The sequence below is a fragment of the Flavobacterium wongokense genome (assembly GCF_021608265.1).
Taxonomy (GTDB): Bacteria; Bacteroidota; Bacteroidia; order Flavobacteriales; family Flavobacteriaceae; genus Flavobacterium; species Flavobacterium wongokense.
The window spans coordinates 224,567-236,759 of record NZ_JAKIHP010000001.1 but is presented as its reverse complement, the minus strand read 5'-3'; the positions used below and the strand labels follow the sequence as shown (position 1 = coordinate 236,759).

Sequence of the window (12,193 nt, the reverse complement as noted above, 5' to 3'; positions counted from 1 at the left end):
AATGATTAAGATTGTAATTGTTGACGACCACCAAATGTTTTTAGACGGAATGATTTCAGTTTTGTCAGCTGATGAAGGTTTTGAAATCGTTTTTGTGGAGAGCAGTGCTAAAAAGGCCCTTAAAAAAATTAAGGAAGATATTCCCGATATTGTGATAACCGATATTTCAATGCCTGAAATGAACGGAGTTGAATTTGTCAAAATCCTGAAAAAGGAATTCCCGGAAATAAAGATACTGGTCGTAAGCATGTTTGAAAATATCCTTCCGTTTAAAAACATTGATGGCTTTTTGCTGAAGGAAACAGGTAAGGAGAAATTGATAAAGGTCATTAAGGAAATTGTGCTGAATGATAAAAAGCATTTTGTAGGAGAGCTGAATAACGAAAACTCGATTGATTTTAAAAAATCGATACTGAGTGAAAGAGAGAAGGAAATCATCAGGCTGATTGCCAAAGAATACACAACCGAGGAAATGGCAGAGAAGTTAATAATAAGTAAACATACCGTGGAAGCCCATCGCAAAAACATCTTTTTTAAGCTTCAGGTAAAGAATATTGCAGGATTGATAAAAATAGCGATTCATTTGGGAGTTGTTAAATAAATTCCTCTTCATAATAAGTATAGGTTTTTTACGTTATAGAATAAACTAAACCTTACGATATGAAGAAATTAGCAGTTTTATTTATTATTGGATTGTGTGCATCCTGCACCACAGATTCTGTAGACGACATTACAGATGTAACGATAACAGGTTACCGAATTGAAAAAACCACTAGTCCTGGCTATAACAATGTCACTATTGGAAATTTACTGAATGGCAAACTTTATTCAGAAACCCATCAGGAGACTATAGGTGGTGTAGTCCAGGAACCGACTACGCAACAAATATTTTTTTATAATACAGACGGAACGGTAAACCGTTACGTGCAGCACTATCCATCTTATGACAGGATGGTATACTTATATTATGATGCGGATCAAAATCTGATTGGAGCTAAAACCACACTAATGGGAGGACCTGAAGAATTGTACTATCGATTTGTGCATAATTTAAATAACACGGTATTTTTTGAAAAGATAAATGCTGCTTACGATAATCCGGCTGCAATGGCTTATTCACGAATAGTGCTTCAGTTTAATAATAATGATGATGTTGTTTCGGCAGGCATAGACGCCAATTTTGATGGTGTTGCGGAGAACGCCAATACCTTTCAATATAACAATAACAATATAAGCAGGATTGCGTTTTCAAACGGGACAGTCGTGGATTATGAGTACTCTAACATCATTGACAGTTCTTTATATTTATGGGATAAAAGCATTGGCGGAAAGACAAGGAAGATTATTGCCGCAGAATGTTATTGGGCGGGTCCATCGTCTTACTTTATGGATAATCTTAGCATATCAAAAAATATTTTGCAGGAAAACGCCAGCCTGGCAACATTTCAGGTACTGCCAAATAATTTTTATCAATCGAAAACACTAACACTGGATACCAGTGGTACTACGGTCACACAGTTTTTCTTTGATTAAAGCAGGGCATGCGTTAGCGATTGCAGCAAGTACCGCGTACTGCGGAAAGCGCGGCCGAAGGCAACGCCCAAAATAATTTAAAATTTATAATTGCTTCGCCAATTCAAAAAATAAAAATATTTATTTTTTTCGGGTCAAAATTCAAAATAAAGTATATCTTTGCGCCCACTAAATGAGAGGAGGTGTCTAGATTATGTTAATTATACCAATTAAAGACGGAGAAAATATCGATAGAGCATTAAAGCGCTATAAAAGAAAATTTGATAAAACAGGAACTGTTCGTCAGTTGCGTTCGCGTCAGGCTTTCATCAAACCTTCAGTGGTAAGAAGAGCACAAATCCAAAAAGCTGCTTACATACAGAACTTGAGAGACGGATTAGAAAGTTAGTAGTTAATTTTCTAAAAATATACTAACCGTTAGTAATTAAAGTTTCATAACTTTGATGCTAACGGTTTTTTTATGGGAAATTCTAAAGACAAGTTTCATGATTATTTGCTGCTGGAAAAAAACTATTCCCAGCATACCGTTACGGCTTACCTGAATGACATTGGCTTTTTTGAAGCTTTTTTATCAAACGAATATGACGACAATGATTTGGTTGCGGTCAATTACAATCAGATACGTTCGTGGATTGTTTCGCTTTCAGATGATGGAATTTCAAACTCGTCCATCAACCGGAAAATCTCTTCCTTAAAATCATTTTACAAATTTTTGCTCAAGACAAAGCAAATCGACTCGAGCCCACTTTTAAAGCACAAGGCATTGAAATCGCCCAAAAAAATCCAAATCCCTTTTTCAGAAAAGGAACTCGATATGGTTTTGAACCAAATTGCCTACAAGGAAGGCTATGAAGGATTACGGGACAAACTGATTGTGGACCTGTTTTATACCACGGGAATCAGAAGGACCGAGCTGATTAATTTGAAAGTCCAAAACATTGATTTGTCGAATCAAACCATTAAAGTGCTGGGAAAGAGGAACAAGGAAAGAATTATTCCGATTTTACCTATAATTGGAGATGAGATCAAAAAATATTTGTCTGAAAGGTCACAGCTGCAAGAAGTTAAGGATAGCGAATATTTTTTTCTACTGTTAAATGGAGTTAAATTAAACGATTCGTTTGTTTATCGGCTAATAAATTATTACTTTAGTAATGTCTCTGAGAAGGTAAAAAAAAGTCCTCATATATTAAGGCATACTTTTGCTACACACCTTTTAAACAATGGGGCAGACATAAATTCGGTGAAGGAATTATTAGGACATTCCAGTTTGGCATCAACACAGGTTTATACGCATAACAGTTTGGCAGAGCTCCAAAAAGTGTATAATAATGCCCATCCCAGGAATAAAAAGTAATTCAAATGTTTAATCAATAAAATACTAATTATGAAGGTAAATGTTCATGCAGTTAACTTTACTGTTGACAGAAAATTGGTCGATTTCATTAATGAAAGATTAGCTAAACTTGAAAAATTTTATGATAAAGTAGTCTCTTCTGACGTTTTTTTGAAGGTTGAAAAGACTAGCGAGAAAGAAAATAAAATTGTAGAGGTTAAAATCCATGTTCCGGGAGATGATTTTATGGTTAAAAAACAATGCAAAACTTTTGAGGAAGCAATAGAGGTTTCGGCAGAATCATTAGAAAGATTATTGATTAAAAGGAAGGAAAAAATCAGAACACATATCTAAAATAATTTTTTTTTAAAAATGTTTTGAATAAAGAACAAAAAGATATACATTTGCAGTCCGTTAGAAATAGCGGACTTTTTTTATTGAAGTTGCCAGCGTAGCTCAGTTGGCTAGAGCAGCTGATTTGTAATCAGCAGGTCGTGGGTTCGAGTCCCTCCGCCGGCTCTTTTTTTTATTGAAATATGGTTAGGGGAGATACTCAAGCGGCCAACGAGGGCAGACTGTAAATCTGCTGTGAGAACTTCGCAGGTTCGAATCCTGCTCTCCCCACAAAAGTTTTGATTAAGCGCACGTCAAAAGCTCGCTTTTGAAAGTGCGTGAAAAGCAAAACTTTAGTAAAGGTTCACCTTTACGGATCACCGAGTGAAGCGAGGTAATCCTGTCGTCGGGCTCATAACCCGAAGGTTAAAAGGCAAACGTTTATGATTCCTTGCCGACTTAGCTCAGGGGTAGAGTGCTTCCTTGGTAAGGAAGAGGTCACGGGTTCAATTCCCGTAGTTGGCTCAAATTAAATTGAAAATTGAACACTAATAAATATATATAACTAAGTTTAAAATTAATTAAAATGGCAAAAGAAAATTTTAACCGTAACAAGCCCCACTTAAACATCGGAACGATTGGGCACGTTGACCACGGAAAAACTACATTAACTGCAGCAATCACTAAAGTATTGTCTGATGCTGGATATTGTCAAGCAAAATCATTTGACCAAATTGATAATGCTCCGGAAGAAAAAGAAAGAGGTATTACTATCAACACTTCTCACGTTGAGTACGAAACTGCTAACCGTCACTACGCACACGTTGACTGTCCAGGTCACGCGGATTACGTTAAGAACATGGTTACTGGTGCTGCTCAAATGGACGGTGCTATCTTAGTAGTAGCTGCTACTGACGGACCAATGCCACAAACACGTGAGCACATCCTTTTAGGACGTCAGGTAGGTATTCCAAGAATCGTTGTATTCATGAACAAAGTGGATATGGTTGATGATGCTGAGCTTTTAGAGCTGGTTGAAATGGAAATCAGAGACTTGTTATCTTTCTACGATTATGATGGAGATAATGGTCCTGTTGTTCAAGGTTCTGCTTTAGGTGGATTGAACAATGATCCAAACTGGGTACCAAAAATCATCGAATTGATGGAAGCTGTTGACAACTGGATCGAAGAGCCAGTACGTGACGTTGCTAAACCATTCTTGATGCCAGTTGAGGACGTATTTACAATTACAGGTCGTGGAACTGTTGCTACAGGTCGTATCGAAACTGGAGTTGCTAACACTGGAGATCCTGTTGAAATCATCGGTATGGGAGCTGACAAATTAACTTCTACAATCACTGGAGTTGAGATGTTCCGTAAAATCCTTGACAGAGGTGAAGCTGGAGATAACGTAGGTCTACTTTTAAGAGGTATCGACAAAGCTGATATCAAAAGAGGTATGGTTATCATTAAGCCAGGTTCAGTAAAACCACACGCTAAATTTAAAGCTGAGGTTTATATCTTGAAAAAAGAAGAAGGTGGTCGTCACACTCCATTCCACAATAACTACCGTCCACAGTTCTACGTACGTACAACTGACGTAACAGGAGTTATTTCTTTACCAGCAGGTGTAGAGATGGTAATGCCAGGTGATAACTTAACTATTGACGTAGCTTTATTAAGCCCAATTGCAATGAACGTAGGTTTGCGTTTCGCTATCCGTGAAGGTGGTAGAACAGTTGGTGCGGGTCAGGTTACTGAAATCGTAGAATAATTTAAATAAAATAGAAATTCAGCAGAGAACCATTTGGTGCTCTGCTGTTTTTTAATAATAATCAACGGGCGTAGTTCAAGGGTAGAATAGCGGTCTCCAAAACCGTTGATGGGGGTTCGAATCCCTCCGCCCGTGCAAAAATAAAATACAATGACAAAAGTTGTTAATTATATATCAGAGGCATTTGAAGAATTAAAATCAAATGTTACTTGGCCAGAGTGGTCTGAAGTTCAGCGTTTAACTATTGTAGTGGCTGTATTTTCAATTGTTTTCGCTTTAGCAACATGGGGCGTTGACGAAATGTGTGCCAAAGCAATCGCAGGGATTTTTAATTTGATTAAATCATAATTTCTCTGAAATGGCTGATAATAATGTAAAGAAATGGTATGTGGTTAGAGCTGTAAGCGGACAGGAAAACAAAGTCAAAGCTTACATCGAAACTGAAATCAATAGATTAGGAATGGCTGATTACATTTCCCAGGTCCTTGTGCCTACTGAAAAAGTGGTTCAGGTAAGAGATGGGAAAAAAATAGCTAAGGATAAAGTTTATTTTCCCGGTTATGTAATGATAGAGGCTAATCTGATTGGTGAGATACCACACATTATCAAATCAATTACTGGTGTAATAGGATTTTTAGGTGAAGTAAAAGGTGGTGATCCTGTTCCATTGAGAATGTCAGAAGTTAACAGAATGCTTGGAAAAGTTGACGAGTTGGCTGTGAATACTGACAATCAAAACATACCATATACCATTGGTGAAACAATCAAGGTGGTAGATGGTCCTTTCAACGGTTTTAACGGAACTATTGAAAAAATTAATGAGGATAAGCGTAAGCTGGAAGTAATGGTTAAGATTTTCGGAAGAAAAACACCATTGGAACTGGCTTTTATGCAAGTTGAAAAAGTATAATTTGTTACACTATTATAAACCGCAAACGTCTGCTTCCACAGACCGATGCAATTTTTTATTAAACAATGGCTAAAGAGATTAGTAAAGTAGTTAAACTACAAGTTAAGGGAGGTGCTGCGAACCCATCGCCACCGGTTGGACCTGCTCTGGGAGCTGCTGGTGTTAATATCATGGAGTTCTGTAAGCAATTTAATGCTAGAACACAAGATCAACCTGGCAAAGTGTTACCGGTACAAATTACCGTGTATAAAGACAAATCATTCGATTTTGTCGTGAAAACTCCACCTGCTGCAATTCAATTATTGGATGCTGCTAAATTAAAATCTGGTTCTGGAGAGCCTAATCGTCGTAAAGTTGGTAACGTTTCTTGGGACCAAATCAAAACGATTGCTGAAGACAAGATGACTGATTTAAATGCGTTCACTATCGAATCTGCTATGAGCATGATTGCTGGAACAGCTAGATCAATGGGATTAACTGTAACAGGAGATTCTCCTCTAAACAAAGGATAAGACATGGCAAAATTGACAAAAAAACAAAAAGACGCTGCTTCAAAAATTGAGAAAAACAAATTGTATTCATTAAAAGATGCTTCATCTTTATTGAAAACTGTTGCTTCTGCAAAATTTGACGAGTCTGTAGACATTGCTGTTCGTTTAGGAGTAGATCCAAGAAAAGCAAATCAAATGGTAAGAGGTGTTGTAACCCTTCCTCACGGAACTGGAAAAGATACTAAAGTTTTGGCTTTAGTTACTCCGGACAAAGAAGCTGAAGCAAAAGCTGCTGGAGCTGATTACGTAGGATTGGACGATTACCTTCAAAAAATTAAAGATGGTTGGACAGATGTTGATGTAATCATCACTATGCCTGCTATCATGGGTAAATTAGGACCATTAGGAAGAGTGTTAGGACCAAGAGGTTTGATGCCAAACCCTAAAACCGGTACTGTTACTATGGAGGTTGGAAAAGCGGTTCAGGAAGTGAAATCTGGTAAAATCGACTTTAAAGTTGACAAAACAGGTATCGTTCACGCTGGTATTGGAAGAATTTCTTTCGGTGCAGAGCAGATTACTGAGAACGCCCACGAAATTATTCAAACATTAATCAAATTAAAACCAACTGCAGCGAAAGGTGCTTACATCAAGTCTATTCACTTGTCAAGTACTATGAGTCCTGCTATTGCCTTAGATCCTAAAGCAGTATAATTGGTAGTTAAAAACATTTTATTATGACAAGAGAAGAAAAATCAATCGCGATAGAAGATTTAACTGCAAAGTTGGCTGAAACAAGTGTAATCTACATTGCAGATACTTCTGGATTAGATGCTGAGACAACTTCAAACTTAAGAAGAGCTTGCTTTAAAGCAGGTATCAAATTAGAAGTTGTTAAAAATACTTTGCTTGAAAAAGCAATGGAAGCTTCTACAAATGATTATGGTGATTTACCAACTATTTTAAAAGGTAACTCTTCTGTATTCATTTCAGATACTGCAAATGCTCCGGCTAAGATTATCAAGGATTTCAGAAAAAAATCTGATAAACCAGTATTTAAAGGTGCTTACATCAACCAGGAAATCTACATTGGAGATAACCTATTGGATAGCTTAGCGTCGCTTAAATCTAAAGAAGAAGTTATCGGTGAAATCATCGGATTACTTCAATCTCCTGCTAAACGTATCCTTTCAGCTTTATTGAACAACGCTGAACAAAAAGGAGAAACAGCAGAATAATTAGAGCAGACTAAAAAAATAATAATTAAAGAACATTTTAAACGATAGAAAAAATGGCAGATTTGAAACAATTCGCAGAACAATTAGTTAACTTAACTGTAAAAGAAGTTAATGATTTAGCTACAATATTAAAAGATGAGTATGGTATCGAACCAGCTGCTGCAGCTGTAGTAGTTTCTGGAGGTGCTGCTGGTGGAGACGCTGGTGCTGCTGAAGAGCAAACTGAATTCACAGTAGTACTTAAAGATGCTGGTGCTTCTAAATTAGCAGTAGTTAAAGCTGTTAAGGAATTAACAGGTTTAGGTCTTAAAGAAGCTAAAGATTTAGTAGACGGTGCGCCATCTAACATTAAAGAAGGAGTTACTAAAGCAGAAGCTGAAGGTTTGAAAAAATCTTTAGAAGAAGCTGGAGCTGTTGTTGAATTAAAATAATTCACACCTAGTTTTAGAAACAGGTTTAGGCCTTGGACAAAGCGTCCAAGGGCCTAAACCATTTTTCGTATAATAAAATTATATCCAATTTTATTCCCACATAGCTTAAGTTACGAATAAGCTTTTAATCAATTACGAAGAAAAAAATAGACTAATTTCCTGGTTTATTTTTAAGAGGTATTGATTATCAAAAAAAGGAAAGTATAGATTAAACAGTGTTTTTACACACAACAAATTACTTTTTTTAAATCAAAATTTTCTCCATTGATGATAACAAATCAGACTGAAAGATTGAATTTTGCCTCTACCAAAAACATTCCTCAATATCCGGATTTCCTGGATGTTCAGGTAAAATCCTTCCAAGATTTCTTCCAATTGGAAACGAAATCAGACGAAAGAGGCAACGAAGGTTTATACAACACCTTCATGGAAAACTTTCCAATCACTGATACAAGAAACCAATTTGTATTGGAGTTCCTAGATTATTTTGTTGACCCACCACGTTACACTATTCAAGAGTGTATCGAAAGAGGTTTAACATACAGTGTGCCGTTAAAAGCACGTCTGAAACTTTATTGTACTGACCCAGAGCACGAGGATTTTGAAACGATTGTACAGGATGTTTACTTAGGAACTATTCCTTATATGACACCAAGCGGTACTTTCGTAATCAATGGTGCTGAGCGTGTGGTTGTTTCCCAATTACACCGTTCTCCAGGAGTATTCTTTGGTCAGTCTTTCCACGCAAATGGTACGAAGTTATATTCAGCTAGGGTAATTCCTTTCAAAGGTTCATGGATTGAATTCGCTACCGATATCAACAGCGTGATGTATGCTTATATCGACAGAAAGAAAAAATTACCTGTAACTACTTTATTCCGTGCAATCGGTTTCGAAAGAGATAAGGATATCCTTGAGATTTTCGACCTTGCTGAAGAGATTAAGGTTTCTAAAACAGGACTTAAAAAATATATCGGTAGAAAATTAGCAGCGAGAGTATTAAATACCTGGCATGAAGATTTCGTAGATGAGGATACCGGAGAGGTAGTTTCTATCGAACGTAACGAGATTATCCTTGACCGTGACACTATTATTGACAAAGATAATGTGGAAGAAATCATCGATTCTAACGTTAAATCTATTTTGTTACACAAGGAAGATGCGAATCAAGGTGATTATGCAATCATCCACAATACGTTACAAAAAGATCCAACAAACTCTGAAAAAGAAGCCGTTGAGCACATTTACCGTCAGTTGCGTAATGCAGAACCGCCTGATGAGGAAACGGCTCGTGGTATCATAGATAAATTGTTCTTCTCTGACCAACGTTACAACTTAGGTGAAGTAGGTCGTTACAGAATGAACAAAAAACTTGGTTTGGATATCCCAATGGAAAAGCAGGTCTTGACCAAAGAGGATATCATTACCATTGTAAAATACTTAATCGAATTAATCAACGCGAAAGCGGATATTGATGATATCGATCACTTATCAAACCGTCGTGTTAGAACAGTTGGAGAACAATTGTCACAACAATTCGGTGTTGGTTTAGCGCGTATGGCGCGTACTATCCGTGAAAGAATGAACGTTAGGGATAACGAGGTGTTTACACCAATTGATTTGATCAATGCAAAAACATTGTCATCAGTTATCAACTCTTTCTTTGGTACGAACCAGTTATCTCAATTCATGGATCAAACAAATCCATTGGCTGAGATTACGCACAAAAGAAGATTGTCAGCACTTGGACCAGGTGGACTTTCAAGAGAAAGAGCAGGATTTGAGGTACGTGACGTTCACTATACGCACTACGGAAGACTTTGCCCAATTGAAACTCCTGAGGGACCAAACATCGGATTGATTTCATCACTTGGTGTTTACGCTAAAGTGAACGGAATGGGATTCATCGAAACTCCTTACCGTGAAGTTAAAAATGGTGTGGTTGATTTAACTGCTGAACCAATTTACTTAAGCGCAGAAGAAGAAGAAGGAAAAATGATTGCTCAGGCAAACATTGAAATGGACGGAAAAGGAAAAATCACTGCCGATAAGGTTATTGCCCGTGAAGAAGGTGATTTCCCGGTTGTTGATCCAGGACAGGTTCATTATACAGACGTTGCTCCTAACCAGATTGCATCGATTTCGGCTTCATTGATTCCATTTTTGGAACATGATGATGCGAACCGTGCGTTGATGGGATCAAACATGATGCGTCAGGCTGTACCATTGTTACGTCCTGAAGCACCGATTGTTGGAACTGGATTAGAAAGACAGGTTGCTTCTGATTCAAGAGTATTGATTAATGCTGAAGGAAACGGTACTGTTGAGTACGTTGATGCGAACATGATTACCATCAAATACGACAGGACTGAAGCTGAAAGAATGGTAAGTTTTGACCCAGATGAAAAAACATACCAGTTAATCAAATTTAGAAAAACGAACCAAAGTACGTCTATCAACCTGAAACCTATCGTTAGAAAAGGTGACAGAGTGAAATTAGGACAGGTACTTTGCGAAGGATATGCCACGCAAAACGGAGAGTTGGCTTTGGGTAGAAACCTTAAAGTTGCGTTTATGCCTTGGAAAGGGTATAACTTCGAGGATGCGATTGTGATTTCTGAAAAAGTGGTTCGTGATGATATCTTCACGTCTATCCACGTTGATGATTATTCTTTGGAAGTTAGGGATACTAAATTAGGTAACGAAGAGTTGACTAATGATATCCCGAACGTTTCTGAAGAAGCAACCAAAGATTTGGATGAGAACGGAATGATCAGAATCGGGGCTGAAGTTAAGCCTGGCGACATTCTTATCGGAAAAATTACACCAAAAGGAGAATCAGATCCAACTCCGGAAGAGAAACTTCTTAGAGCAATCTTCGGGGATAAGGCTGGTGATGTGAAAGATGCTTCATTAAAAGCTTCTCCATCATTACACGGTGTGGTTTTAGACAAAAAATTATTCGCAAGAGCGGTAAAAGATAAAAAGAAACGTACCAAGGATAAAGACGATTTGACGTCTTTGGAAATGGAATTCGAAACGAAATTTGTTGAATTGAAAGACAAATTGGTTGACAAATTATTCAACATTGTAAACGGAAAAACATCTCAGGGTGTTATGAACGATTTAGGAGAAGAGGTTTTACCAAAAGGTAAAAAATACACCCTAAAAATGTTACACGGAGTTGAAGATTTCGCTCACTTAACCAAAGGGCAATGGGTATCTGACGAAGAGTCAAATACTTTAGTTAACGACTTGATTCACAATTACAAAATCAAGTTGAACGACTTACAAGGTGCTTTAAGAAGAGAGAAATTCACCATCACTGTTGGAGATGAGTTACCAGCTGGTATCTTGAAATTGGCTAAAGTTTACATCGCTAAGAAACGTAAGTTGAAAGTGGGTGATAAAATGGCGGGACGTCACGGAAACAAAGGTATTGTGGCTCGTATCGTTCGTCATGAGGATATGCCATTCTTAGAAGATGGAACTCCGGTTGATATCGTATTGAATCCACTTGGTGTACCTTCGCGTATGAACATCGGTCAGATTTATGAGACTGTTCTTGGTTGGGCCGGAATGAACTTGGGTAGAACTTATGCTACACCAATTTTTGACGGAGCAACATTAGACCAAATCAATGAACTTACTGATGAAGCCGGAATTCCACGTTTTGGTCATACTTATTTGTATGATGGTGGAACTGGAGAGCGTTTCCATCAGGCAGCAACTGTCGGAGTGATTTATATGTTGAAACTTGGACACATGGTTGATGATAAGATGCACGCACGTTCTATCGGTCCATACTCTCTTATTACACAACAGCCACTTGGAGGTAAAGCTCAATTTGGAGGTCAGCGTTTTGGAGAAATGGAGGTTTGGGCACTTGAAGCTTATGGAGCATCAAGCACGCTTAGAGAAATATTGACTGTTAAATCGGATGACGTTATTGGTAGAGCTAAAACTTACGAGGCAATCGTTAAGGGAGAGTCTATGCCAGAACCAGGATTGCCAGAATCATTCAATGTATTGATGCATGAATTGAAAGGTCTTGGATTAGACATCAGATTAGAAGAATAAATATAGTAATCGGGAAGAAGTGCCCGTAATTGGGTGCTTCGGACTGAAACTTAAAACTTTAAAAGTT

The 12,193-nt window shown here is 37.6% G+C and carries 13 protein-coding genes and 4 tRNA genes; all 17 read left to right on the top strand.

Annotated features, from left to right (window positions below):
* The first annotated feature begins 1 nt into the window (after nucleotide 1).
* The 17 genes from L1S31_RS00930 to rpoB all read left to right on the top strand — a co-directional run bounded on the left by L1S31_RS00930 (nucleotide 2) and on the right by rpoB (nucleotide 12,126).
* Nucleotides 2–601 carry a response regulator transcription factor gene (locus L1S31_RS00930; RefSeq protein ID WP_236460733.1) on the top strand — a complete coding sequence of 200 codons (600 nt, stop codon included), beginning with the start codon at nucleotides 2–4 and terminating at the stop codon, nucleotides 599–601.
* A gap of 59 nt (nucleotides 602–660) precedes the next feature.
* The gene (locus L1S31_RS00925) at nucleotides 661–1,533 is read left to right on the top strand and encodes a hypothetical protein (RefSeq protein WP_236460730.1); all 873 of its coding nucleotides are present in this window, start codon (nucleotides 661–663) and stop codon (nucleotides 1,531–1,533) included.
* Nucleotides 1,534–1,726: 193 nt separating this feature from the next.
* Nucleotides 1,727–1,921: a 30S ribosomal protein S21 gene (rpsU, locus tag L1S31_RS00920; RefSeq protein ID WP_236460728.1), complete on the top strand. Its 195-nt coding sequence runs from the start codon at nucleotides 1,727–1,729 to the stop codon at nucleotides 1,919–1,921.
* A gap of 72 nt (nucleotides 1,922–1,993) precedes the next feature.
* Complete coding sequence (locus L1S31_RS00915; RefSeq protein WP_236460726.1) at nucleotides 1,994–2,890, top strand: tyrosine-type recombinase/integrase; 897 nt, start codon at nucleotides 1,994–1,996, stop codon at nucleotides 2,888–2,890.
* A gap of 30 nt (nucleotides 2,891–2,920) precedes the next feature.
* On the top strand, nucleotides 2,921–3,223 hold the full coding sequence (gene hpf / locus L1S31_RS00910; protein ID WP_236460723.1) for a ribosome hibernation-promoting factor, HPF/YfiA family: 303 nt from the start codon (nucleotides 2,921–2,923) through the stop codon (nucleotides 3,221–3,223).
* A 91-nt stretch (nucleotides 3,224–3,314) separates the two neighbouring features.
* Nucleotides 3,315–3,388, top strand: a tRNA-Thr gene (locus L1S31_RS00905).
* Nucleotides 3,389–3,412: 24 nt separating this feature from the next.
* Nucleotides 3,413–3,493 (top strand) — tRNA-Tyr (locus tag L1S31_RS00900).
* Between the two features lie 162 nt (nucleotides 3,494–3,655).
* Nucleotides 3,656–3,727: transfer RNA gene (locus L1S31_RS00895), tRNA-Thr, on the top strand.
* Between the two features lie 61 nt (nucleotides 3,728–3,788).
* Nucleotides 3,789–4,976 (top strand): elongation factor Tu, encoded by a 1,188-nt coding sequence (gene tuf, locus L1S31_RS00890; RefSeq protein WP_236460722.1) that lies wholly within the window; start codon nucleotides 3,789–3,791, stop codon nucleotides 4,974–4,976.
* A gap of 64 nt (nucleotides 4,977–5,040) precedes the next feature.
* Nucleotides 5,041–5,111 (top strand) — tRNA-Trp (locus tag L1S31_RS00885).
* Between the two features lie 15 nt (nucleotides 5,112–5,126).
* Entirely contained in the window at nucleotides 5,127–5,324 is a 198-nt protein-coding gene (secE, locus tag L1S31_RS00880) for a preprotein translocase subunit SecE (protein ID WP_236460720.1), read from the top strand.
* A 10-nt stretch (nucleotides 5,325–5,334) separates the two neighbouring features.
* Nucleotides 5,335–5,886 carry a transcription termination/antitermination protein NusG gene (nusG, locus tag L1S31_RS00875; protein ID WP_236460710.1) on the top strand — a complete coding sequence of 184 codons (552 nt, stop codon included), beginning with the start codon at nucleotides 5,335–5,337 and terminating at the stop codon, nucleotides 5,884–5,886.
* A 65-nt stretch (nucleotides 5,887–5,951) separates the two neighbouring features.
* On the top strand, nucleotides 5,952–6,398 hold the full coding sequence (gene rplK, locus L1S31_RS00870) for a 50S ribosomal protein L11 (RefSeq protein WP_236460692.1): 447 nt from the start codon (nucleotides 5,952–5,954) through the stop codon (nucleotides 6,396–6,398).
* Nucleotides 6,399–6,401: 3 nt separating this feature from the next.
* Nucleotides 6,402–7,091, top strand: a complete 690-nt coding sequence (gene rplA, locus L1S31_RS00865; RefSeq protein ID WP_236460680.1) for a 50S ribosomal protein L1 — start codon at nucleotides 6,402–6,404, stop codon at nucleotides 7,089–7,091.
* Nucleotides 7,092–7,114: 23 nt separating this feature from the next.
* A complete protein-coding gene (gene rplJ / locus L1S31_RS00860) occupies nucleotides 7,115–7,615 on the top strand; it encodes a 50S ribosomal protein L10 (protein WP_236460678.1) in 501 nt (166 codons plus the stop codon).
* Between the two features lie 53 nt (nucleotides 7,616–7,668).
* On the top strand, nucleotides 7,669–8,046 hold the full coding sequence (gene rplL, locus L1S31_RS00855) for a 50S ribosomal protein L7/L12 (RefSeq protein WP_236460655.1): 378 nt from the start codon (nucleotides 7,669–7,671) through the stop codon (nucleotides 8,044–8,046).
* Nucleotides 8,047–8,313: 267 nt separating this feature from the next.
* Nucleotides 8,314–12,126, top strand: a complete 3,813-nt coding sequence (gene rpoB, locus L1S31_RS00850; RefSeq protein WP_236460652.1) for a DNA-directed RNA polymerase subunit beta — start codon at nucleotides 8,314–8,316, stop codon at nucleotides 12,124–12,126.
* Nucleotides 12,127–12,193: the final 67 nt, after the last annotated feature.

Excerpts from the sequence above, each read along its gene's own strand:
- rplL (WP_236460655.1), top strand. The coding sequence starts at position 7,669 with ATGGCAGATTTGAAACAATTCGCAGAACAATTAGTTAACTTAACTGTA.
- rplK (WP_236460692.1), top strand. The coding sequence starts at position 5,952 with ATGGCTAAAGAGATTAGTAAAGTAGTTAAACTACAAGTTAAGGGAGGT.
- rplA (WP_236460680.1), top strand. The coding sequence starts at position 6,402 with ATGGCAAAATTGACAAAAAAACAAAAAGACGCTGCTTCAAAAATTGAG.
- L1S31_RS00925 (WP_236460730.1), top strand. The coding sequence starts at position 661 with ATGAAGAAATTAGCAGTTTTATTTATTATTGGATTGTGTGCATCCTGC.
- nusG (WP_236460710.1), top strand. The coding sequence starts at position 5,335 with ATGGCTGATAATAATGTAAAGAAATGGTATGTGGTTAGAGCTGTAAGC.
- rpsU (WP_236460728.1), top strand. The coding sequence starts at position 1,727 with ATGTTAATTATACCAATTAAAGACGGAGAAAATATCGATAGAGCATTA.
- tuf (WP_236460722.1), top strand. The coding sequence starts at position 3,789 with ATGGCAAAAGAAAATTTTAACCGTAACAAGCCCCACTTAAACATCGGA.
- hpf (WP_236460723.1), top strand. The coding sequence starts at position 2,921 with ATGAAGGTAAATGTTCATGCAGTTAACTTTACTGTTGACAGAAAATTG.
- secE (WP_236460720.1), top strand. The coding sequence starts at position 5,127 with ATGACAAAAGTTGTTAATTATATATCAGAGGCATTTGAAGAATTAAAA.
- rplJ (WP_236460678.1), top strand. The coding sequence starts at position 7,115 with ATGACAAGAGAAGAAAAATCAATCGCGATAGAAGATTTAACTGCAAAG.
- L1S31_RS00915 (WP_236460726.1), top strand. The coding sequence starts at position 1,994 with ATGGGAAATTCTAAAGACAAGTTTCATGATTATTTGCTGCTGGAAAAA.
- rpoB (WP_236460652.1), top strand. The coding sequence starts at position 8,314 with ATGATAACAAATCAGACTGAAAGATTGAATTTTGCCTCTACCAAAAAC.
- L1S31_RS00930 (WP_236460733.1), top strand. The coding sequence starts at position 2 with ATGATTAAGATTGTAATTGTTGACGACCACCAAATGTTTTTAGACGGA.